Here is a 21,974-nt window from a genome sequence, read left to right on the forward strand (position 1 = left end):
TTGTCGTATTTAGGAGGGTCCAAATCAATGGACTGTGTCATGGCTAATGTCAAGCAAGCGGTAAGTCTGCAACCACCTGGTTGAACGTGATACGAGCATTCTGAGCTTGCTCAGATAACTCGATCTTTTTCGCTTGTGCGGCACTAAGATTACTCTCGGCCTGCTCAAGTGCTTGTTGTAGGTTCTCTGGTAACTCGTGAGTTTCCATTTGTGAACCTTGTTCTAACACATAAGCGCGAATTTCTTTCTTCACTGCGGCAAGTTCTGTGTAAGCGACACGCTCAAGTTCTGCGGCTTCTTGCGCAGCATCTTTTTCTTTCTCAAATTGAGCCAGTGCCATACCTTCAGCAGACCAAGGGTCCATGTCTGGTAGTTCTTCGATGTTGATCGTTGGCTCGATGTACGCATCTTGATGACGTAGGTCGAGGTTAGTCGCACGAACCGCTGAAATCATCAACATGACAGAGATAGCAAGCAGCGGTAGGCCACCAACAATCGCCGCCGTTTGTAGTGTACTTAGACCGCCTAAGAACATCAGGATCGTTGGCAAAAACGACAGAGTAAATGCCCAGAACATACGGTTCCAACGCATTGGTTCTTCTGTCACATTGTTTTGAACCACAGACGCAAGAATGTATGAGATAGAGTCAAACGTCGTTGCTGTAAAGATGATACAAAGCAAAGTGAATACTGCGATAACTAGCGTGCTCATTGGCAGTTGTGCAAGCATCGAGAAGATAGCTTTGGTTGCGCCTTCTGCATTCAGGATAGCAACCACATCTAGCTCACCAGAAAGCTGAAGTGATAAGCCGTAGTTACCTAGAATCATGAAGAATAAGAAACAACCTAGAGAACCGAAGAAGATAGAACCTGACACCATTTGTTTGATGGTTCTGCCGCGAGAGATACGCGCAACAAACAGACCCATACTCGGTGCAAATACTAGCCACCATGCCCAGTAGAAAATCGTCCAGTCTTGTGGGAAGTGAGTGTTTTCGAATGTACCGTAGCCACCAAATGGTTCAGCCCACGTTGCCATCACGAAGAAGTTAGACAGTAGACGACCAATAGAGTCTAACCCCGTTTCTAACATGAAGATTGTTGGACCCGCAATCAGAACGAAAGCCAGTAGGCCCATCGCACCCCAGAAGTTGATGTTACTTAGGATCTTGATGCCTTTTTCCAATCCAGCATAAGATGAGTAAGCAAAAATCGCAGTACACACTAAAAGCACCATCACTTGCGTTAGGTTATTTTTAGGTAGACCAAATAGGTGATTCAGACCTTCAGTGATCAGAGGTGCAGCTAAACCTAGCGTTGTTGCAGCGCCGCCTAATAGACCGAAAATGAAAAGGATATCGACGATTTTTCCAGGTACGCCTTTACTGCGGTGTTCACCAAGAACAGGCATTAACGCACTAGAGATCTTTAGAACTGGCTGTTTACGTACATAGAAGAAGTAAGCGATAGGAATCGCAGGGATCAGATAGATAGACCAAGCGATTGGTCCCCAGTGGAACAGACCGTAAGTTGCCGCCCAACGAACCGCTTCTTCACTGCCAGGTTCTAGTTGGAAAGGCGGTGATTGGTAGTAGTAAGCCCACTCAATACAGCCCCAGTACAAGATACTTGCACCGATACCGCCACAAAATAGCATTGCAGCCCATGATGCTGTTTTGAATTCAGGCTCTTCATCAGCTTCGCCTAGTTTAATTTGTCCCATATCACTGAACACAACGTAAACCATAAATGCACAGGCAGCGAGGCCTAGCGCAAGATATAGAAATCCTAGTTGATCCGTCATGAATGTTTTCGCAACCGCAATCCAGTCTGCGCCCTGAGCTGGGAACAAAATGAGCGGGAAAACTATCGTGAGTAGGAGTGCAATCGCACCAAAGAAGGTAGGCTTATCAATAAGCTCAAAAGTGTTTTTCACGAGTATTATTCCATTAAAATGAGAGCGGAATTATGGAATGAACTCGTTTTTTAGACCAAATCTGGTCTGTTGTCGTGACGACAAATCGCTTTAATGCAGAGAGGAAGGTGCAGTAACAGAGGGGGAAGTTAGATTAAGGCAAGTAGAATGCCACCCACGGTTGCCGCTGCGGATAAGTATTGCCCAGCTGAATAAGAACCATCGTCCTCTTCTTCAATCTTATCTGGATGATCCATACCTAAAGCGCCATGAGCAAATGACTCTACTTTATCGGTTACGGTCGCGTTTTCAGCTTCGACTTTCTTGGCTTCTTTATCGATTTCTTTAAGGGCAGATAATAGGGCTTTGCCTTCATCAGAAAGCTTGACGGTATTTTGTTCAACCTTAAGCGGTGCAGGCTTTTCAGCTTCAGTGCTTTTAGCTTGTGCATTCATTTGCGAAGGTGAATACAGCTGAGTATTACTCGTTCCTACTGGCGTCATATCGCTCTCCTTACCTATCCTTAAATATAGTATCGGCAGAGGTGTGAAAAACTTGTGCAATTAATCATCGGTAGTGATGTTTTTTTATTCGCACATTACATTTTCATCTGCTTGGTTAAATCGTCTATTTACTAAGCAAATCTTGTGCCGATAAGAATGTTTGATTTTAGATAGAGTTGGGATGAATGATGGGAACGTGATCAAGTTGTGACGATGGACTAATTATCTAGGATTAGCCCACCGACTCTTCAGCTTAGAAGAGTGGTTTAGTCGCATTCTAGGCTAGCGCTGCGTTTTGATAGGTGCTTGTATGCCTTCATTCGGTTCTCTTTCTTAACAAAGCGAGCCGGTGGCGAAAGCACTTCAAGCTGATAATCGCTGCTATCCGATGAGATCTCTTCAACTGGGCTGATGATGGCGATTTTCAAATCAGGGTTACGACGTAGAATTGATGCCGCCGTCCCTAAACCACCTTCTGTGTGGAATTTACCGGCTACATGAATCACTTGTTTCTCTGGGTTTGATGCTAGGTAATCCACAATCGATTCGGCCATGGTCTCGTCCCATGTGACCTGAGCGGCAAACTGCTTTTCCGTTTGTTCTGGTGTACCGTGATGCATGGAAGCCATAAACTTTTCTTTGTAAGGGCTATCACCCGTATCGACTTCGGCGGCAATCCATTGGCGTTGCTCGGTCGATAACTGATCTAAGTAAGGTAACCCTTTACGGCCAATACACTGAACGAAAGGCTTTGGTGCGTTTGCTGCAATAACATCGATGTCGTTGGTTTTGGCGAACTCAACGAGCGCACGGTAATCACTTTCGTAGTTTGGCCACGCTGCCGCTTGAGACATGAGAATTTGTTCGCCAATTTCACCGTTTAAGTATTGGTCGAGTGTGGCTTGGTGCTCTCGAGTAAACTGTTCCATTGAAAGAGCAATGTTTGATGTCGCGTTAAAGCGCGCTTTTAAAAAATCGGTTTGGAAGCGGTGAATAGCAGAATGAGTGTGCCATTCGCCAATAAGAATTACATCAGCGTCAATTAGCTGTTTAGGTAATGCATCGAGAGGAAGTATTTCGCCTTGTGGAGAAGCGAACTGGTAGTCATAGAATGTGGAAACAGATTCCTTTTGAGTCACTTTTTGAGAAGTGTCTTTTGCTGGTTGACTAGCACAAGCCGTGAGAAGAGTCGCTAATCCGATAAGAATAATACGTTGCATGAAATGCCTCCTTGAAGAACACGCATACTAAAGGAGGCAAGATAAGAATTCAATGCAAACGATAATCAATATCAATTAATTTTGTTTGCGATACACCCGCAGCATAAAGTCAGCTTCACAGTTGAATTGCTCGGCTTCGGTGAGTTGTTGTTTAAACTCTTCACTCGCCTTCCAAGCAAACGGCGTCATCTGTAGCAGGTCGAATGCATCTGACCCCGATAGTTCCATCATATAGTTTAGTTGCTCTTGATGCTCAAGCATAAAACCTTCGATCATCTCTGGATCTTCATCGTGCAAACGAACGCCATCATAAATCGCATCACGCAGCTGATAAAGGTGTCGGCTAGCGGGTGTTACGGTGATCACCACACCATTATCTTTGATGGTGCGTTGTAACTCTTCAGCCTTGCAAGGTGCGTAAATGCGTAGAATGCCGTCTAAGCTATTTTCCGCAAAGGGAAGACGATGGCTTGATGCAACTGAGAAGTCGACAGCAGGGTAGCGCTTAGCGGCGTATTTGATAGCAATTTTAGAAATGTCTAGGCCAAAAGTAGCACCATTCTTTTCTTGAAGATTCACAGCAATTTCGTTGGTGTAATACCCTTCGCCACAACCAATATCCAATAGGCTAGGCGCCTCTTCTGGTAGGTAGCGAGAACACAACGTCACCACCGCTTGGCGCATTGGGTCATAGTGGTTACCTTCAAGGAAGCGACGACGTGCCTGCATCATCTCTTTGTTGTCACCTGGATCTTTTGAGCGTTTGTGGTGCGCAGGCATCAAATTGACATAGCCTTCTTTCGCTAGGTCGAACTGATGGTTCTTTTCACACTTAAACGTACGATCGTTTTGAGATAAAGGTTGGTGACACAAAGGGCATTGGTAAGTCATGACGATCTCAGAGGCATAGAGTTGGGCGAAGATTCTATCAAAAAGGTCTGCATCAGGCTAAATAAAAAGGCGAGAATATCCGCTTCTAGAATAGTGAGCTTATGGCTTATTACAATAAAAATCAGAGCTTAGGTTTAGGTCACGTTTATCTGCGTTTTTTCTGGGTATCGTCTACGCTTTCCTACTGTTTAATTAGAAGCTGATATGACAAAGAAAATCATTCTAGATACAGATCCGGGCATCGATGATGCAATGGCCATCCTATTTGCGGAAGCACATCCTGATATTGAGTTAGTGGGCATCACTACTGTTTATGGTAATGCGACGATAGACAACGGGACTCAAAATGCCCTTTATCTGAAGCAGAAGTTTGGAATGAAGGCGCTTGTGGCTAAGGGAACGGATAAGCCGTTAATAAGAGATCCTGTTGGAGCCACGGTTGTGGTGCATGGCGAGGCTGGATTTGGGGATGTGAAAGCGCCAAGTTCATTAGATGTTACAGCGCTTGATAAGCCGGCTTACCAGTTCATTATCGATAGTGTTCGAGCTGAACCGGGAGAGATCACTCTTGTGGCGGTTGGCCCTCTTACTAACCTCGCGCTCGCTCTGGAAGCGGACCCTGAAATTGTCGACTTAGTAAAAGAAGTGGTCATTATGGGGGGCGCGTTCGGTGAAAATGACCATCGAGGTAACGTGACGCCATTTGCTGAAGCGAATATCCATGATGATCCTCACGCTGCGGATAAGGTGTTTACGGCATCATGGCCTGTCGTGATTATCGGATTAGATGTCACTGAGGAGAGCTTCTTTACTGGTCAATACCTTGATGATTTACGAGATGATGCTGGAGAGGTAGGGCAGTTTATCTGGGATGTTAGCCGTTACTACTTAAAGTTCTATTCTGAAAAAGTAGGAATGGAGGGTTGTCATGTTCACGATCCTTCAGCCATTGCTTATGTTATCCAACCATCTCTATTTACCTGTCGTAGTGGCTCAGTCAGAGTAGTGACTGATGGCCCCGCTGAAGGGATGACAATTCAGAAAGTTGATCAACGTAAATATATGAATGATGAGTGGAGTTCATTCCCTGCACAAAAGGTCGGCGTTCAAGTGGACAACAATGCTCTATTGTCACTCTATAGAGAAACTTTAGTTCACTATTCACAGCAGTAAAGCTAACTAATCGTCATCGTAGTGTTGTAAAAAATAGCTGTAAAAAAGGCCGGATAAACCGGCCTTTGAAGAGTTTTTTGAGTCGCTTACTGAGCTGAAATCACCGTAATCAGCTGGTGGCTTTCGCCAGGCTGTAATGTTTTTCCTGCTTCTAGGCTTGGTGCGTGCAGTGTTGATTCAACACATAGCATGGTTAGGTAACCGTCGTCTTGCATGTCGCCCATACTAGCGGCGCCTTCTGCCCACGGGTTCCACAGTACTGCAGAGTTATGACCGTGGTTTTCAACTGTTAGCGTGCGATCTAGCTTCTTGTCAGCAACAAAAATTTGCGCTTCTGGTTGCGTGTAAACACGGTCAATCGTGTCGGTTAGTACCAGTTCATCACCGCCTTGGCAGATCTTGCCACCTTGCAGGCTGTCGATGTACTTAGCGCCCATACCTGTGGTGGTGGTGTTATGAATGTCTGCAACGTTTAGGTAAGTGTGCAGCGCACCAGAGAAAGTCCATGGTTGTGAATCTGTGTTCTTCACGTCCAGGGTTACTTTTAGTTGCTCACCGATCTCAACATTCAAACGTGCATCGAACTGATGAGGCCATACTGCTAGCGTCTCTTCGCTTGGCTTCAGACCTAAGCTAACAATCACGCCAGCTTCGCTTTCACGGTGCTCAACCAATTGCCATTCACTTGAACGAGCAAAACCATGTGCAGGTGCTGCAATGCGACCAAACCAAGGCCAACATACTGGAATACCACCACGCAGAGCCGTTTTACCATCGAATTTAGCTTGTTGGCTCATCCAAATCAGGTCTTCTTGACCTTGCGGTTGGAATGACACCACATGGCCGCCAAACAGTGAAATCGCTGCGTTTGCTTTATCGTGGATAACGCGAACCAGTTTTACACCTTCGTGTTCAACGATAGTGACGTTGTCAGAAAGTACCGCCAGTGCAGGTAGAGTAGATAAATCCATTACATGATCCTTCTAAGGAAATTGAATTCAAATGCTGACTAGAGTGATGCTTGTGTTTTCATAAGTAACAAGCAGAGCCAGTATTAGAATTGAATTTTGCATTTGGGCTATCTTTATGAGCTTAGATAGACGCGGTTTAAAAGATAGCAGGTATTAAAAAGGCGACACTAAGGTCGCCTTTTTCAAAGTCTGCTCAAAACAGTCTTCGCTAATGCTTATCTAAAGCTATTTCTAAAAAGAAATTACTTAGAGATGTGAGCGATTAGGTCTAGAACTTTGTTTGAGTAACCGATTTCGTTGTCGTACCAAGATACAACTTTAACGAATTTGTCAGTTAGAGCAACACCAGCTTTAGCATCGAATACTGAAGTTTGAACTTCACCGATGAAATCTTGTGATACTACTTGGTCTTCAGTGTAACCAAGAACGCCAGCCATTTCGCCTTCAGAAGCTTCTTTCATTGCAGCACAAATTTCTTCGTAAGATGCAGCTTCTTTTAGGTTAACTGTTAGGTCAACTACAGATACGTTAGCAGTTGGTACACGGAAAGCCATACCAGTTAGAAGGCCGTTTAGTTCTGGAAGAACAACGCCTACAGCTTTAGCAGCACCAGTTGAAGATGGGATGATGTTTTGAGAAGCACCACGGCCACCGCGCCAGTCTTTAGCAGAAGGGCCATCTACAGTTTTTTGAGTTGCTGTAGTAGCGTGAACTGTAGTCATAAGACCAGACTCAATGCCCCACTTATCGTTAAGTACTTTAGCGATAGGTGCAAGACAGTTAGTAGTACAAGAAGCGTTAGAAACGATGTCTTGACCAGCGTAAGATGCTTGGTTAACGCCCATTACGAACATTGGAGTTGCATCTTTAGAAGGACCAGTAAGAACTACTTTCTTAGCGCCAGCAGTGATGTGCTTACGTGCAGTCTCGTCAGTTAGGAAAAGACCAGTTGCTTCAGCAACTACGTCTACGTCGATAGCATCCCACTTAAGATCTTCTGGGTTACGCTCAGCTGTAACACGTACAGTTTTACCGTTAACGATTAGGTTACCGCCTTCAACTTCAACAGTACCGTTGAAACGGCCGTGAGTTGAGTCGTACTTAAGCATGTATGCCATGTACTCTACGTCGATTAGATCGTTAATACCTACTACTTCGATGTCTGCACGCTCTTGAGCTGCGCGGAATACGAAACGGCCGATACGGCCAAAACCGTTAATACCTACTTTGATAGTCATTGTAGTTGCTCCACAACTTAATTTCTGATTAAAGATAACTGGTAGTAAAATTACAGAATCCAGTATACATCTGCAATAGATAATCCGACTTAACTTGTTTAATGTCAAAAAAAAGCGACGCTTTTCTTAACAATTGGGTGTAAGTGGTTGAAAATTGACCATTGCAAGTGGCTCTGTACCCTTCCAGTTGGGTAAAATACCCCTAAATGATGATTCACTTATGAGTGTATATGTACAATGTTTCCTGGTGAGAAAGTATGTGCTACAAAACGACTGATATGCAAGCCTTTATAGAAAAAAGTAAATATAATAACTGAGAATGTGGAGAAATATTAACGTGATTCAAAAGGGAGGAAATATGATAAAGCCTGATGAATACTGGCGTGAGCGCCTAACAGACGACGAATTTGCAGTGTGTCGTGAACGTGGTACTGAAGCCCCATATAGCGGTAAGCTACTGCACAACCATAAGACTGGTGTCTATAGCTGCACATGCTGTGAAAGCCCTTTGTTTCTGTCGGATAACAAATACGACTCTGGGTGTGGTTGGCCAAGTTTTGATGCCCCAGTGAATGATGAAGCAGTACGCTATATAGAAGATCTAAGTCACGGAATGAAGCGTGTAGAGATCCGTTGTAACGCCTGTGATAGCCATTTAGGTCACGTTTTTCCTGATGGTCCGAAGACCACAGGTGAACGATTCTGTGTTAATTCGGTGTCGTTAATTTTCAACAAAAATGACGAAAGTACGAAATAACTTGTAACTATTGTCTAATCCTTACAGGTCGCATTTGCCGATTTAGGAATGCTGAATGACCCAAGATTTCAGAATTAACTCTAGTACAAATAAAAACAGCTACCAGAAAGGTAGCTGTTTTTTTTGAAAGCGGGTGAATGAATCGGAAGCTTAGGTTAGAACACACTAAATGGTGCGCTCAGTAACTCGGGACGATTGAAGGGCTGTAAACTCCATCCTCAATAGCTTCGACGATCTTGTCTGCGTCTTTATTTAGCTTTTTATAGGTTGCCTTGTCGAAACGGTACAGCACAGTTAGCTCTGCTTCAGAAGCAATCGGCACGTCAAAGTCTTTGGCAACCATCGCCCAAACGTACGCTTTTTCCATATGGCCAAGGCTATGGTTGATACTTGCCATCGACTTGAAGATTTCAGTGTTGGCTACTGAGCCATTAGAAAGCGTTAGCGCATTATTGAGTAACTTAAGTGTCTTTGCATGATCGCGGGTGGTGTAGAAGGTTGCCAAGGCATATTGCATCTCTGCTGTATTTAATGCTTCTTTTCCTTCTAGCTGTAGGAAACTGCGTCTGGCGTTGGTGTCCCCAGTTTGCGACCACAAGAAGTAAAGCGTTTCTGGTGTATCGGATTTCGATAGCTCATCAACAATGCGCTCAGACTCTTCGATACTGTGCATTAAAGAGGTAAAGCGACGCTCTTGCAGCTTAGATTGATCGATTGTTTCGATCTGCGCCGCGAGTTCTAGGCACTTTTTGTAGGCCGTGACTAATTCGAATTCTTTAATTTTGTTTATTTCGGTGGGTTGCTTCTGAACTTCAAATCGATGCCAGATAAGATCGGTACGTGCTACGCGACATTGCCCATCGTTCATATTCAATTGTTCACACTGAAGGCCCGGGTTGCTTTGGCACAGTTGATCGGTATTTTTGTTCCCTTCAAGACACCCAACCAGAGTGAAAGGCAATAGGCTAATCGCCAACCATTTCATAATTTTCATATTCCTTCACTTGTGATCAAATGCACTTATTATCGGTCAGGTTCTTGACTCAATTTTGTTACGGGTTATTTTCTGGTGAAAATTGTTAAAACTAAGGCTTTACCATGGATGCAGAACAACTTCTTAGCGCAATGACTCCCGAGGTCTACGAACGTTTAACCTACGCAGTTGAAACGGGTAAATGGCCAGAAGGTACGGCGCTCTCAAAAGAACAGCGTGACTCGTGTATGCAAGCGGTTATGTTATATCAATCTAAACATAACTCTGAAGCTCAACATATGACAATTGCAGCTGGTGGTGAAATTAGCTTTAAATCTAAGTCTGAACTAAAGAAACAGTTTAAGTCAGATCAAGAAGACATTGTTAGGGTTAACCCGAATCATTAAGCTTAAATTACAACAAAGGTGTGGCAATGTGCCACCCCTTTTAGTTTAACTCGTTTATTTATAAGCAATAAAACGATTTAGTTCACGTTAAGCCGCCGTTGCTATCATCGAATAACTGGGTTTAACATGAATCTGTGAACTGGTTATAAACTCATCTCGCCACGCAACACTTGTTGCATTTGAGCCTTCACTTCTTCGTAGCCTAGGTTTTGGCTTAGTAGATAATGTAACTTCGCCAGTGCCGCTTCCGGTGTCATATCATAACCGCTGACAACGCCAGCTTCTGCCAGTGCACAACCTGTCGCGTAACCCCCCATATTCACTTTACCCGCTAAACACTGAGTAAGGTTCACCACGATAACACCACGCTCTGATGCGTCTTTAAGGTGTTGAAGCAGTTCTGGGTTTTGTGGTGCATTACCAACACCAAAAGTAAGCAGAATCATTGCGTTCACAGGCTGCAATAACGTGTTGCGAATCACTTCGTGTGAGATGCCAGGGTACATTGTGATTACGCCAATAGGTTGCGGAGTAATGTTATGAACCTTGAAAGCGCCTTCAGGTTGTTCGTTTACCTTTACGTTATTGCTAAGTTGGATATTGATACCCGCTTCTAGCAAAGGATTCAGGTTTGGAGAAGTAAACGCATTGAAGCCATCTGCGTGTGATTTTGTGCTGCGGTTACCACGCATCAACTTGTTGTTGAAGAACAGTGTCACTTCGTTGATAGGGTAGTTTGCTGCAATGTGCAGTGCATTCAGCAGGTTTGCTTGTCCGTCTGAACGAAGCTCTGCTAGGGGGATCTGAGAGCCCGTAACAATCACAGGTTTGCCGAGGTTTTCAAGCATGAAAGACAGTGCAGAGGCGGTGTATGCCATAGTGTCTGTACCATGCAGGATAACGAAGCCATCGTACTTATCGTAGTTCGCGCGAATGTCATCAGCGATGGTCTGCCAATCAAGTGGCGTCATATCTGAAGAGTCCATTAATGGAGAGTATTCGTGAATGGTGTACTCAGGCATCTCTGGGCGATGGAATTCAGGCATGCCGGCTAGCTGCTTATCCATGAAACCTGCGACAGGAACATAGCCGTGGTCAATAGACTTCTGCATGCCAATTGTGCCGCCGGTGTACGCGATATAGATGTGTTTTCTTTCCATGGCGATTAATACTTAGTGTGATATAGGGAACAGGGGGGCGATTATAGCGAATTATCATGCAATAAAAAGAGGCGCCTCACACAGAGGTGCCTCTTGATAATAAAGCGTTGAGCTTATCTTATTGAACTTGGCAGTTTAAGCAGAAAGCGTATCGGCCTTGTGGGTCGTTAAAGTTGCCTAACAGCTGGCTATCTTGAGCTAACTGTTGAGTAACGGGCTGTAAACTGCTTGGAATCATTGACTGAATATCAAGGCCTATCGACATCTGAATTTGGTTCATAAATTCTTGAATAAATTGCTCAGTCGCCGAAAGTGGTTCTTCAACCCAGTAGATGTTGTAACTTTCAAGCTCTGCAAGTGAAGCCGCCGCTGCAACCGCATCATCGAAATCGCCAATCTCATCGACTAAGCCTTTCTGAATCGCATCTTGACCTGTCCAAACTCGACCTTGAGCAATCTTGTCGACCGCATCGACTTCCATGCCGCGATTTTCTCCAACTAGGCTGATGAATCGACGGTATCCGTTTTCAATGCCCATTTGGAACGCGTCTTTCGCGCCATCGCTAAGTCCAGTTGTAATACCAAGACCTGAGAAAGGTGACGTACCAACGCCATCCGTGTAAACACCAATATCATTCAGCCCTTTTTCGAAGGTAGTGATAACACTGAAGATACCAATCGAACCCGTTAGTGTGGTTGGCTGAGCTAGGATCTTATCTGCGCCCATCGAGATCCAGTAACCACCTGAAGCAGCAAGACTCGACATCGACACAACAACTGGCTTACCCGCTTGCTTGATCGCTTCTATTTCATTACGAATAACTTCTGAAGCAAAGGCACTGCCACCTGGGCTATCTACACGAAGTACAACGGCTTTCACTTTATCGTCGTTACGTGCTTGGCGAAGTAGGGCTGCAGTGGTATCTCCGCCAACTGTGCCACGTGGCTGCTTGCCATCCATAATTGCGCCGCTGGCAACAATCACGGCAACGTCGTGTGATTCACTGGTCATGTCGGGAAGCATGGTTGCACGGTATTCGTAGTAACCAAACGCGTTGTAGCTGTCTTGACCGTCACTGCCGAAAACATCTGCAAGCTCTAGGCGAACTTGTTGGCGTGTCGCTAACTCATCCACTAAGCCAAGTTTTTCAGCCAGTTTTGCAATGTCACCATCGACAGACTCAAGTTCTTTCAAGAAGGTGTCCATGCTTGGGTTCAGTGTTTTAGCATCGATCTGACGGTTGTTACTGACGTCATCAACGTACGCACCCCATAGTTGGCTTAACCAACGAGAAGCGGACTCTTTCGCTGCATCTGACATGTCGTCACGAATGAAAGGCTCAATAGCTGACTTGTAAGTACCAACGCGGAACACATGAGTGTTCACATCGAGCTTCTCTAACAAGGTTTTGTAGTAAAGCGAATAAGCGCTGTAACCTTTAAGAAGAACGCCGCCATCTGGTGATAGGAAGACTTTAGTTGCGTAGCTTGCTAGGTAGTATTGGCTTTGGTTGTAAAAGTCACCCACCGCATAAATAGGTTTGCCTGCCGCTTTGAACTCATTCAACGCTTTAGCGATGTAGCGCAGCTTGGTTAGGTTGGTTTCTGGCAACTCTTTGAGTGCTAAAACGATACCTGTAACCTTGTCATCGTCTTTTGCGTAGCGAATCGTTTCAACGATATCAAACAGGATGTTCTCTTTTGGAAGGTCTTTGCCAAGCAGCGAACCCGTGACCGAATCCATCGGATTGATATAGCGACTTTGTTCTACAATAGGACCAGACAGGTTAAGCACCAGAGCTGAATCCTGTGGAACCGTCGGTTGAGCCGTATCTGAATGGAAGTACACAAAGTAGATGATGGCGATACTGAGTAAAAAGACTAGGTTAACCAGCGCAAGACGTACAAACGTAATGAGCTTCCAAATCCCTTTAAAGATCATACCTATAAATTTGAATATTTTTTTCATTCTGTCTCCGCAGTGAGATCACGTCGCTTTAACAAGCCGTAGTACCATTAATCTCAATAATATGAACTGCTTAGTATCCTACGATAATTCCCAAGCTCAAACTACACCAAGAATTGTTAATCGATATATATTCTCATTAAGTGTAGTCAAATTAAGGGGTTCTGAACGATTAATACCTTCAGCATTATGATCGGTGTTACAAAAATGTAAACGGTTGTTTGAACTTTTGGTGATTGAACTATACTGTGGTCAGACCACAAGGATAAAATAATAGAAGTGATGTCTGCCATGTACCCACATTTACTTGAACCACTCGATCTTGGATTTACTCAGTTACGTAACCGTGTATTGATGGGATCAATGCACACAGGTTTAGAAGAAAATAAAGAAGGCCTACACAAACTTGCCGCGTTTTATGAAGAGCGAGCAAAAGGAGGCGTTGGTCTTATTGTTACCGGTGGTTTCTCTCCTAATTTACGTGGCAGATTAACCCCATTTAGTGCTGAATTCAGTAAAGTAAAGCACGCCAAAGCGCACCAAGTTGTTACCGAAGCCGTCCACAAGCACGGCGGTAAAATTGCGCTTCAACTATTGCATGCCGGTCGTTATGCGATGCACCCATTCGCGCAAAGTGCTTCTGGCATTAAAGCGCCAATCGCTAAGTTCGCACCCAGTGAGATGAGCCCTCGTCAGATCAAAAAGACCATCGGTGCCTTTGCCAATAGTGCAGAGCTAGCTCAGGTTGCTGGTTATGACGGCATTGAGATCATGGGCTCGGAAGGTTACTTGATTAACCAATTCATTTGTAAGCGTACCAACATGCGTTACGACGAGTGGGGCGGTTCTTACGAGAAGCGTATGCGTTTCCCGCTAGAGATCGTCAAATCGATTCGCGAAGCGGTGGGTAAAGATTTCATTATTATTTTCCGACTGTCGATGCTGGATTTGGTTGAGCAAGGCAGCACCTTTGAAGATGTTGTTCTTTTGGCTCAGAAGCTAGAAGAAGCGGGTGTGACTATCATCAATACCGGTATTGGTTGGCATGAAGCTCGTGTTCCGACTATCGCGACGCAAGTACCACGAGGCGCATTCTCTTGGGTAACCGAGAAAGTGAAACCATACGTGTCGATCCCAGTCGTGACATGTAACCGAATCAACACGCCAGAAGAGGCCGAACGTATCCTCAGTTCAGGACAGGCCGACATGGTTTCAATGGCGCGTCCATTCTTGGCAGATCCGGACTTTGTTAATAAAGCTGCTCAAGACCAAGCGCAGTTCATCAATACCTGTATCGGCTGTAACCAAGCTTGTCTTGATAACGTGTTTAAGGGTAAGCGAGCGAGCTGTTTGGTGAACCCACGAGCTTGTTACGAGACTGAAATTGTTGTTCAGCCAGCGCAAGCGACTAAGACCATTGCGGTTGTCGGCGCAGGCCCAGCCGGTTTAGCCTGTGCAACGACTTTAGCGCAGCGTGGACACAAGGTTGACTTGATTGAAAAAAATGACCGTATCGGCGGCCAGTTCAGATTGGCAATGCAGATCCCGGGCAAAGAAGAGTTCAGAGAAACGATTCGTTACTTTGCTAACCAAATCGATGCATCCGGCGTGAATTTGAAACTGGATACCGAAGCAACGTTTGAGATGTTGTTGAAGTACGATGAAGTAGTGATGGCTGCTGGCGTAGAGCCAAGAAAGCTCGATATTGAGGGCATTGACCAAGAAAACGTGGTCGATTACCAAACCTTGATTCGCGAAAAGACACCAGTAGGCGAAAAGGTCGCGATTGTTGGTGCTGGTGGTATCGGTGTCGATGTGGCAACCATGCTGACAGAGCCGACTTCACACAGCCTAGACGATTGGCTGCATGAGTGGGGTATTGATAAGAACATGGAACACCCAGGTGGTTTGTATCCTTACCCGGATTCATTCAGCGACAAAACGGTTTGGGTGATGCAGCGTAAAGCGGGGCGCGTTGGTAAAGGTCCGGGCAAAACTACAGGCTGGATTCACAAACGCACGCTAGAGAAACGAGGTGTGAATCTACTGGGCGGTGTAAGCTACAACAAGATTGATGACCAAGGTCTGCATATCAGTATTGGCAAGAAAGAACAGGTCCTCGATGCCGATTCCGTTATCGTGTGTGCAGGTCAGGTGTCAGTTCGTCCATTTGAAGATATGTGGCAAGAGTTTGGTGGCAAACTGCACGTGATAGGCGGTGCTGATTATGCCGGTGAGCTGGATGCAGTACGTGCTATCCGTCAAGGTGTTGAGTTAGCTATTAAGTTATAGAATCATCTATCAAACTGTAATCTTATCGGTAGATATTGTTACTTAATTTGCTGAGCTAGATTTTGAACAAGGCTCCTAAGTCATAGATTTAGGAGCCTTTATTGTTTCTAATCTAGCCCAAATTGACAGCCGTTGAGATTTATTATCGTTTGTATTCTGTGCTAAAGTTCAACTATACAAACAATAAAAATTAGTAAGGACTTCAAATGGATGCTTTGGATCTATTGCTCAACAGACGCTCAATCGCAAAACTCTCTGATCCAGCACCTGAAGGTGTGGCGTTAGAAAACATCATTAAAGCAGGGCTGCGCGCTCCAGACCACGGTGCACTAACACCTTGGCGCTTTGTTATCGCGCAAGGTTCTGGTCTACAAAAGCTTTCAGACATCTTGGTGCGTGCCGCTGAAGCGGATGAAAGCGAAGAAGCGGTTATCGAGAAAGTAAAAAAAGCGCCGTTCCGAGCTCCGATGGTGATCACCGTGATTGCTAAAGTAACCGAGCATGAAAAAGTACCAGCGATTGAACAACATCTTTCTGCAGGTTGCGCTGCTCAAGCGATGCAAATGGCTGCAGTCGCACAAGGTTTCCAAGGCTTTTGGCGCTCAGGTAAATGGATGTTCCACCCAGAAGTACACCAAGCATTTGGCCTAGAAGGCGACGATGAAATTGTTGGCTTCCTATACCTAGGTACTCCGGGCTGTACGCCAATGAAAGTGCCAGAACGTGACTTCTCAAAGTTCGTTGAGTTCTTATAAAGAAAGCTGAAGCTTGAATAGTGGAATGCTAACTGTATAAACAACCAGTTTTCCTTGATTTCTAGGGGTCACATTAGATAATGTGGCCTTAATTGTTTGTAGCATCTGGAAAAACATGTCTCGCCTTATTATTGCTGAAAAACCAAGCCTCGGCCGCGCGATTGCCGCCGCACTACCTAATCCACAGAAGAAAGACCAAGGGTTTATCAAATGTGGTAATGGAGATGTGGTGACTTGGTGTATTGGACATTTATTGGAGCAGGTTGAGCCAGATGCTTATGATGATCGTTATAAGAAGTGGAATTTAGCCGATCTTCCTATTGTGCCAGAGCAATGGCAACTAAGACCGCGTAAGACGTCCAGCAAACAGCTCACGGTGATCCGAAAGCTATTGAAGGACGCAACCCAAATTGTCCATGCGGGAGACCCAGATAGAGAAGGACAGTTGCTGGTGGATGAAGTGATCGATTACTGCAAAGTGTCCAAGGCCAAAAAAGAGTCGATGGACAGGCTATTGATCAGCGACTTGAACTTACCTGCTGTGAAGCGTGCGCTTTCTCAAATGCGCAGTAACCGTGACTTTATTCCACTGTCTATTTCTGCATTGGCACGCTCTAGAGCCGATTGGCTGTATGGCATGAACATGACCCGAGCTTATACCTTGCTTGGTCAAAAGGCTGGCTACCAAGGCGTGTTGTCGGTAGGGCGAGTACAAACACCTGTACTTGGTTTGGTCGTAAGGCGTGATGAAGAGATCGAAAACTTCATTCCAAAAGATTACTTCACTTTGCATGCTTTGATCCCTTACCAAAACAACGGTCAGAGTTTTGATATTCGTGCTCGTTGGAAACCAAGTGAAGCGTGTAAGCCGTGGCAAGATGAAGAAGGACGCGTGCTCAATCGAAAGCTGGTTGAGAACGTTGCTCAGCGAATTGCGAATCAACCCGCGACGGTGACGGAATCAGAGCAAAAGCAAAGTAAACAAGCTGCGCCACTGCCTTACTCGCTGTCAGCTTTGCAGATTGATGCGTCTAAGCGTTTTGGTATGAGTGCTCAGCAGGTGTTGGACACCTGTCAGTCTTTATATGAGAAGCACAAACTTATTACTTACCCACGTTCTGATAGTCGCTATCTTCCTAAAGAACACTACTCTCAGCGAGAGTCGATCGTAGACGCCATCGCCAATAATGCGAAAGAGCTACAAAGTGGCGCGCAGGGCACAGATCTCTCACTGAAATCAAAAGCATGGAACGACAGTAAGGTCGATGCTCACCATGCAATCATCCCAACACCGAAGAAATCATCGGTGAATGGTTTGTCTGCCAATGAGATGAAAATCTATCAGCAAATCGCTCGTCAGTATCTAATGCAGTTCTACCCACCTGCGGTTTTTGCGGATGCTAAGCTAGTCTTTGATATCGCTGGTGGCGTGTTCATTGCGAAAGGACGTCAGCTTATCAACCCAGGTTGGAAAGTGTTGATGGGCAAAACGGACACCGAAGAGAAAGGTGATGGCACGGATGCGGTTCCTCCATTGGATAAAGGGACTGTGTTGACGTGTCGTGAAGGCGTGATTGGTGATAAAAAAACTGAGCCACCAAAACACTTTACTGAAGCGACCTTGCTTCAAGCTATGACAGGTATCGCGCGTTTTGTTGCGAACAAAGACCTCAAAGCCATTTTGAAAGAGACCGATGGCCTTGGCACAGAGGCAACCCGTGCAGGCATTCTAGATACCCTTTTCAAAAGACAACTGCTAACGCGTCAAGGTAAGAGTATACATAGTAGCCCTGCGGGTAGAGGCTTGATTCATGCTCTACCGGAGGACTCTACCTTTCCTGACATGACGGCACACTGGGAGCATCAGTTACAAGGCATGGCTGAACGAAATCAAGCGTACCAACCTTTCATGCAAGCGCTAGAAAGCAAGATTGATGGCTTAATGGGGACAGTGAAAACAGGGGAAGTGCCTGAATCACTCCGCCACCTTCCTAAAGTCGAAAGACCAGCGTTTAAACGTCGTAAAGGTGGTGGTGCTAAGAAGTCTTATGCCAAGAACGGTTCGTATGCTAAGAATGGTTCCTATGCTAAGAAAAGCACTTCCGCTAAAAAGAGCACCAAAAGCTAAGACTTATTGAGGTTAGGATTAACGTCCGACTTTACGCCCACAACGTTTAAACAGTTGCTGCCAATAGTCCACATGGCGGCGAGTTGATGCGCGAAAGGCTTGGTGCGTATCTTTGATGGGAAAATAATAGCTGTGAAGTTCTGGCTGAGCATCAAACATAACAAGCTGCGATGCTAACTGCTGATAGTAGCCATCCAGCTGAGCCATGTAAGGCTGAACCTTGCCAATATACTGTTGTTCGAACACATTGTTGAGATAACGAAATTTAGTGGTGTCTCGTTGCTTACCACAGATGATATTGGCATCAAAGGTGGTGAGTTGCTTAGTAATGGTATCCAATTCTGCCGAAGCACGAGCGAGCGAGTAGTACAAATCTCCAAGCGTAGAACTCTTCTCCAGTACTTCTTGCACCTCAATGGTTTTACCCGAAACGAGCGACGTGTTTAACGCTTGATTAATATGTTTTAGGGCGTCGCTTGTCTGTCTTACTTGATCGCCAATATCCGCACGCAACCACTGACTCCCCCGCATTTGCGACTGCATGGCATCACTGGCATAGATGAGATTCCATTGATGTAGCGGAAACTGTGCGAGTTTCTGTTGCTCAATTTCTTTTAGTAATTCTACGATCTCTGGGTCTAGCTTGTGATTAGCTAAACATTGCCCCACACCTTCCAGTAGATCGACCTGATAATCATAATTTCGGAACTCGTCCGCGACTTTTCCGAGTACTGAATTTCTTTCTGCAATCAGATTGAACAATCCACACTGACGAAGCTGGTAGCTGTCGATGAGGCCGATAGAGAGTGAGGGCACGTCAAGCAGCAGCTCTCGTTTTCTCGGTAGGCTTTCAAATTCCCATTTCTCTTTTATCTCGTCAGCGTCTTGTACCCTGGCTATTTTAGTTTGATAGTCGTCAAATAAGTCTCCAGGGCCTTCCCCAAAACACCCACCGAGCACCACGGTTAACAAAACCAGTGGCGAACGTCGCAGTAAATTTGCAAGAAGGCGAGGATTCATGGGGAGCCTACCAGTCTATCTCGGTGCCATCGAAATTGAAGAAGTGACCACTTACTTCGGTATTGGCAGATTCGATGACTTTGATAAGGCCTGATGCCGAAGTGTCTGTATCGATTAGAGCATTTGGCCCCCCCATTTCAGTCTGTACCCAACCTGGGTGCAGCGCTAACACAGTAAAGCCACCATCGGTTAGGTCGTTGCTTAAACTCTTCACAACGGAGTTAAGAGCCGCTTTAGAGGAACGATAGATGTAGCCACCGCCAGAGGTGTTCTCTGTCATGCTGCCTACTCGAGAAGACAAGCAAGCGACCTTTTTCACGTCACTGTTTTCTAGAACAGGTAATAGCATTTCGACAAGCTTCAATGGCGCAATCGTATTGACTTCAAAAACACGTCGCCACTCTTCGACATCGGTGTTACCCAGTCCGTAACCTTTTGGCCCATAGTAGCCAGCATTGTTAATCAAGATATCTATCGACGGAATCTGAGAGGGAAGTTGGCTCACCGTTTGGTAATCGGTTATTTCTAACTGAATGCAGGTTAAGTTGCTGTTGTGGTCTGCGAGTGAGAGCAGTTCTTTTGCTGAAGAGGCGTCACGGTAAGTTGCGTACACCTTGTGATTACCTTTCAAGTATTGTTGAGTCAAACTTAAGCCAATGCCGCGGTTCGCTCCAGTAATAAAAATAACGCTCATGGTGATTCCTTTTCAGTTCAATTAGTTAAGTTTGATGGCTTAACACGAGAAAATCAACGGTCCACCAACTGGCCATTAGCATTCCTACAAAAATCATTACTGCAGCCATCGAGCCGCAGATCACCCCAAGGATGAGTATTACGTTTTTCATTGTTGCCTCTAAAATGGATTTTAGGTAATGATAATTGTTATCATTAATTAAGGTTGTCGCCAAGTCTGAGGCTGTTATGATTTTGAGAAAGATACGCAATTAACTTGATTATGATTCCTTTAATTTACCACCCAATCTATTCGCAACTGCCTTTACCTGAAGGTCACCGTTATCCGATTAACAAATATCAGTTGTTACACAGTGCTGTTGAGGCGCTAATGGATAGTGAACCCTTGTGGAAGAGCAAGTTTGAAGTGTTCCAACCAACGCCCGTTTCGGTTGAGCAAGTAAAACAGGTACACGATAGCGAGTATGTCGATTTGCTTGTTTCTGGAAACCTGCCTGCGGCAAAGATGAGGCGTATCGGCTTTCCGTGGAGTGAGCAACTTATTGAAAGAACGCTCTATTCCAGCGGAGGAACTTGCTTGGCCGCAGAAATGGCGATAGAGAGTGGTTTAGCGATTCATTTGAGTGGTGGATACCATCACGCGCATCATGACTTTGGTAGTGGCTTTTGTCTGTTGAATGATCTTGTGCTGGCAGCGAAGCGAGCGTTGACCTTTGAGCACATAGATAAAGTGTTGATTGTCGATAGTGATGTTCACCATGGCGATGGTACAGCGACGCTTTGCCAAGATAGCGATGAGATTATTACTCTGTCTTTCCATTGTGATAAAAACTTCCCTGCACGAAAGCCATTATCGGATTTAGATGTGCCATTAAGCCGTGAAACTGAAGATGAAGAGTTTCTAAGGTGTTTCGAACAAGTGACCAAGCTGGCGATTGCCCATCATCAACCTGATCTCATCATCTATGATGCGGGTATCGACATCCATCAAGACGATGAACTGGGCTATTTGAATGTGTCTACTCAAGGCATATTTGAACGCGACTGCTTGATGATCGGCTTAGCGAAATCAGACTCCATTCCGATGGCGTGTGTTGTTGGTGGTGGCTATCGAACACAGCATCAAGATCTGGTTCCTATTCACATGCAGTTATTGAAAGCGGCACTAGCCGTGAATAGTTGACCTGCTGAACTAGGTTTTCTCCAGATACAAAAAAGCCGCTGATTTCTCAGCGGCTTTCTTTAATGTGGTGGAGGGATAGGGATTTGAACCCTAGAACCGCTATTAACGGTTGCCGGTTTTCAAGACCGGTGCTTTCGACCACTCAGCCATCCCTCCAATGGCGCATATAATATAAGGGTGGCTTTCGCTTGTAAATACCCTTATCAACTGACTGCTTTTTTTATGAACGCTTTTTGGTGTTTTTGTTCTGGATGGTTGTTTTTCGCTCGGTTTATTAAGAAGCAGACCAAACCTTATATTCAATAAGCCAAGAATTCTTAACTTTCGTTATACGCGAAGTGTTTCCGTGCCATTAAAAAGAAAGTATCTATTTGGCTTGCAGGTAAAGTTGTGAGGGAAGTGGTTTAGGCATAAGAACTTTCAGCTAGGGACTCTTAACTAGGAGCTTTTAGCTTAGAACTCTGAGATCGGAATTTAAGAGTAGGTATCAAGTGAATGGGTTTGAAAATGAGAGTGGATAGAGTCTTGTTAGATGAGCTTTATATTTTAAAAAGCTTCAGATGCAAAAAAGCCGCTGATTTCTCAGCGGCTTTCTTTAATGTGGTGGAGGGATAGGGATTTGAACCCTAGAACCGCTATTAACGGTTGCCGGTTTTCAAGACCGGTGCTTTCGACCACTCAGCCATCCCTCCAGTGGCGTGAATAATATAAGGGGCAGAGGATCTTGTA

Annotated in this window: 18 protein-coding genes and 2 tRNA genes; 7 read left to right on the forward strand and 13 right to left on the reverse strand. The window is 45.1% G+C overall.

Going from position 1 to position 21,974, the window contains the following annotated elements; genetic code table 11:
* Positions 1-49 precede the first annotated feature (49 nt).
* From CWO13_RS05305 to rlmA, 4 genes are all read right to left on the reverse strand, one after another.
* The gene (locus CWO13_RS05305) at positions 50-1,936 is read right to left on the reverse strand and encodes a BCCT family transporter (protein WP_060982255.1); all 1,887 of its coding nucleotides are present in this window, start codon (positions 1,934-1,936) and stop codon (positions 50-52) included.
* A gap of 128 nt (positions 1,937-2,064) precedes the next feature.
* Positions 2,065-2,418, reverse strand: a complete 354-nt coding sequence (locus CWO13_RS05310; protein ID WP_048611520.1) for a hypothetical protein — start codon at positions 2,416-2,418, stop codon at positions 2,065-2,067.
* A 266-nt stretch (positions 2,419-2,684) separates the two neighbouring features.
* On the reverse strand, positions 2,685-3,638 hold the full coding sequence (locus tag CWO13_RS05315) for a ChaN family lipoprotein (protein WP_102530161.1): 954 nt from the start codon (positions 3,636-3,638) through the stop codon (positions 2,685-2,687).
* A gap of 75 nt (positions 3,639-3,713) precedes the next feature.
* Positions 3,714-4,529: a 23S rRNA (guanine(745)-N(1))-methyltransferase gene (gene rlmA / locus CWO13_RS05320; protein WP_048660809.1), complete on the reverse strand. Its 816-nt coding sequence runs from the start codon at positions 4,527-4,529 to the stop codon at positions 3,714-3,716.
* Positions 4,530-4,733: 204 nt separating this feature from the next.
* Between rlmA and CWO13_RS05325 the strand changes: the two genes are divergently transcribed.
* Positions 4,734-5,702: a nucleoside hydrolase gene (locus tag CWO13_RS05325; protein ID WP_017063437.1), complete on the forward strand. Its 969-nt coding sequence runs from the start codon at positions 4,734-4,736 to the stop codon at positions 5,700-5,702.
* Between the two features lie 86 nt (positions 5,703-5,788).
* Here the strand turns inward: CWO13_RS05325 and CWO13_RS05330 are convergent, their stop codons facing one another.
* Both CWO13_RS05330 and gap read right to left on the reverse strand, forming a co-directional pair.
* Entirely contained in the window at positions 5,789-6,673 is an 885-nt protein-coding gene (locus tag CWO13_RS05330; RefSeq protein WP_102433609.1) for a D-hexose-6-phosphate mutarotase, read from the reverse strand.
* A 242-nt stretch (positions 6,674-6,915) separates the two neighbouring features.
* Positions 6,916-7,911, reverse strand: coding sequence for a type I glyceraldehyde-3-phosphate dehydrogenase (gene gap, locus CWO13_RS05335; protein ID WP_017059382.1), 996 nt, complete (start codon positions 7,909-7,911; stop codon positions 6,916-6,918).
* A 319-nt stretch (positions 7,912-8,230) separates the two neighbouring features.
* On the opposite strand from gap, the gene msrB reads away from it, so the two are divergent.
* Positions 8,231-8,668 carry a peptide-methionine (R)-S-oxide reductase MsrB gene (gene msrB, locus CWO13_RS05340; RefSeq protein ID WP_080967323.1) on the forward strand — a complete coding sequence of 146 codons (438 nt, stop codon included), beginning with the start codon at positions 8,231-8,233 and terminating at the stop codon, positions 8,666-8,668.
* A gap of 178 nt (positions 8,669-8,846) precedes the next feature.
* On the opposite strand, the gene CWO13_RS05345 is transcribed toward msrB, so the two are convergent.
* Complete coding sequence (locus tag CWO13_RS05345) at positions 8,847-9,653, reverse strand: DUF2989 domain-containing protein (RefSeq protein ID WP_108019977.1); 807 nt, start codon at positions 9,651-9,653, stop codon at positions 8,847-8,849.
* A 113-nt stretch (positions 9,654-9,766) separates the two neighbouring features.
* On the opposite strand from CWO13_RS05345, the gene CWO13_RS05350 reads away from it, so the two are divergent.
* Positions 9,767-10,048, forward strand: coding sequence for a YeaC family protein (locus tag CWO13_RS05350; RefSeq protein ID WP_010437067.1), 282 nt, complete (start codon positions 9,767-9,769; stop codon positions 10,046-10,048).
* Between the two features lie 143 nt (positions 10,049-10,191).
* On the opposite strand, the gene ansA is transcribed toward CWO13_RS05350, so the two are convergent.
* Positions 10,192-11,208, reverse strand: coding sequence for an asparaginase (ansA, locus tag CWO13_RS05355; protein WP_019823767.1), 1,017 nt, complete (start codon positions 11,206-11,208; stop codon positions 10,192-10,194).
* A gap of 118 nt (positions 11,209-11,326) precedes the next feature.
* Complete coding sequence (gene sppA, locus CWO13_RS05360) at positions 11,327-13,177, reverse strand: signal peptide peptidase SppA (protein ID WP_102478319.1); 1,851 nt, start codon at positions 13,175-13,177, stop codon at positions 11,327-11,329.
* Between the two features lie 279 nt (positions 13,178-13,456).
* Between sppA and CWO13_RS05365 the strand changes: the two genes are divergently transcribed.
* The 3 genes from CWO13_RS05365 to CWO13_RS05375 all read left to right on the forward strand — a co-directional run bounded on the left by CWO13_RS05365 (position 13,457) and on the right by CWO13_RS05375 (position 18,349).
* The gene (locus tag CWO13_RS05365; protein ID WP_048660802.1) at positions 13,457-15,466 is read left to right on the forward strand and encodes an NADPH-dependent 2,4-dienoyl-CoA reductase; all 2,010 of its coding nucleotides are present in this window, start codon (positions 13,457-13,459) and stop codon (positions 15,464-15,466) included.
* Positions 15,467-15,672: 206 nt separating this feature from the next.
* A complete protein-coding gene (locus CWO13_RS05370; protein WP_017070328.1) occupies positions 15,673-16,221 on the forward strand; it encodes an NAD(P)H nitroreductase in 549 nt (182 codons plus the stop codon).
* Between the two features lie 115 nt (positions 16,222-16,336).
* On the forward strand, positions 16,337-18,349 hold the full coding sequence (locus tag CWO13_RS05375; RefSeq protein ID WP_108082629.1) for a DNA topoisomerase III: 2,013 nt from the start codon (positions 16,337-16,339) through the stop codon (positions 18,347-18,349).
* An 18-nt stretch (positions 18,350-18,367) separates the two neighbouring features.
* Here the strand turns inward: CWO13_RS05375 and CWO13_RS05380 are convergent, their stop codons facing one another.
* The gene (locus tag CWO13_RS05380) at positions 18,368-19,369 is read right to left on the reverse strand and encodes a DUF3080 domain-containing protein (protein WP_108082630.1); all 1,002 of its coding nucleotides are present in this window, start codon (positions 19,367-19,369) and stop codon (positions 18,368-18,370) included.
* A 7-nt stretch (positions 19,370-19,376) separates the two neighbouring features.
* A complete protein-coding gene (locus tag CWO13_RS05385; protein WP_102433614.1) occupies positions 19,377-20,063 on the reverse strand; it encodes an SDR family oxidoreductase in 687 nt (228 codons plus the stop codon).
* Positions 20,064-20,324: 261 nt separating this feature from the next.
* Between CWO13_RS05385 and CWO13_RS05395 the strand changes: the two genes are divergently transcribed.
* Positions 20,325-21,245, forward strand: a complete 921-nt coding sequence (locus CWO13_RS05395; RefSeq protein WP_108082631.1) for a histone deacetylase family protein — start codon at positions 20,325-20,327, stop codon at positions 21,243-21,245.
* A gap of 65 nt (positions 21,246-21,310) precedes the next feature.
* Here the strand turns inward: CWO13_RS05395 and CWO13_RS05400 are convergent.
* Both CWO13_RS05400 and CWO13_RS05405 read right to left on the reverse strand, forming a co-directional pair.
* Positions 21,311-21,401: transfer RNA gene (locus tag CWO13_RS05400), tRNA-Ser, on the reverse strand.
* A gap of 445 nt (positions 21,402-21,846) precedes the next feature.
* Positions 21,847-21,937: transfer RNA gene (locus CWO13_RS05405), tRNA-Ser, on the reverse strand.
* Positions 21,938-21,974 lie beyond the last annotated feature (37 nt).

It is taken from the genome of Vibrio sp. ZF 223 (assembly GCF_003050585.1).
GTDB lineage: Bacteria > Pseudomonadota > Gammaproteobacteria > Enterobacterales > Vibrionaceae > Vibrio > Vibrio crassostreae.

What these genes read in the sequence shown, in the direction of transcription:
- msrB (WP_080967323.1), top strand. Translation starts at nt 8,231, where the DNA reads ATGTGGAGAAATATTAACGTGATTCAAAAGGGAGGAAATATGATAAAG.
- CWO13_RS05345 (WP_108019977.1), bottom strand. Translation starts at nt 9,653, where the DNA reads ATGAAATGGTTGGCGATTAGCCTATTGCCTTTCACTCTGGTTGGGTGT.
- rlmA (WP_048660809.1), bottom strand. Translation starts at nt 4,529, where the DNA reads ATGACTTACCAATGCCCTTTGTGTCACCAACCTTTATCTCAAAACGAT.
- CWO13_RS05365 (WP_048660802.1), top strand. Translation starts at nt 13,457, where the DNA reads ATGTCTGCCATGTACCCACATTTACTTGAACCACTCGATCTTGGATTT.
- CWO13_RS05375 (WP_108082629.1), top strand. Translation starts at nt 16,337, where the DNA reads ATGTCTCGCCTTATTATTGCTGAAAAACCAAGCCTCGGCCGCGCGATT.
- CWO13_RS05395 (WP_108082631.1), top strand. Translation starts at nt 20,325, where the DNA reads ATGATTCCTTTAATTTACCACCCAATCTATTCGCAACTGCCTTTACCT.
- CWO13_RS05350 (WP_010437067.1), top strand. Translation starts at nt 9,767, where the DNA reads ATGGATGCAGAACAACTTCTTAGCGCAATGACTCCCGAGGTCTACGAA.
- CWO13_RS05310 (WP_048611520.1), bottom strand. Translation starts at nt 2,418, where the DNA reads ATGACGCCAGTAGGAACGAGTAATACTCAGCTGTATTCACCTTCGCAA.
- gap (WP_017059382.1), bottom strand. Translation starts at nt 7,911, where the DNA reads ATGACTATCAAAGTAGGTATTAACGGTTTTGGCCGTATCGGCCGTTTC.
- CWO13_RS05385 (WP_102433614.1), bottom strand. Translation starts at nt 20,063, where the DNA reads ATGAGCGTTATTTTTATTACTGGAGCGAACCGCGGCATTGGCTTAAGT.
- CWO13_RS05315 (WP_102530161.1), bottom strand. Translation starts at nt 3,638, where the DNA reads ATGCAACGTATTATTCTTATCGGATTAGCGACTCTTCTCACGGCTTGT.
- CWO13_RS05380 (WP_108082630.1), bottom strand. Translation starts at nt 19,369, where the DNA reads ATGAATCCTCGCCTTCTTGCAAATTTACTGCGACGTTCGCCACTGGTT.
- ansA (WP_019823767.1), bottom strand. Translation starts at nt 11,208, where the DNA reads ATGGAAAGAAAACACATCTATATCGCGTACACCGGCGGCACAATTGGC.
- CWO13_RS05330 (WP_102433609.1), bottom strand. Translation starts at nt 6,673, where the DNA reads ATGGATTTATCTACTCTACCTGCACTGGCGGTACTTTCTGACAACGTC.
- sppA (WP_102478319.1), bottom strand. Translation starts at nt 13,177, where the DNA reads ATGAAAAAAATATTCAAATTTATAGGTATGATCTTTAAAGGGATTTGG.
- CWO13_RS05370 (WP_017070328.1), top strand. Translation starts at nt 15,673, where the DNA reads ATGGATGCTTTGGATCTATTGCTCAACAGACGCTCAATCGCAAAACTC.
- CWO13_RS05325 (WP_017063437.1), top strand. Translation starts at nt 4,734, where the DNA reads ATGACAAAGAAAATCATTCTAGATACAGATCCGGGCATCGATGATGCA.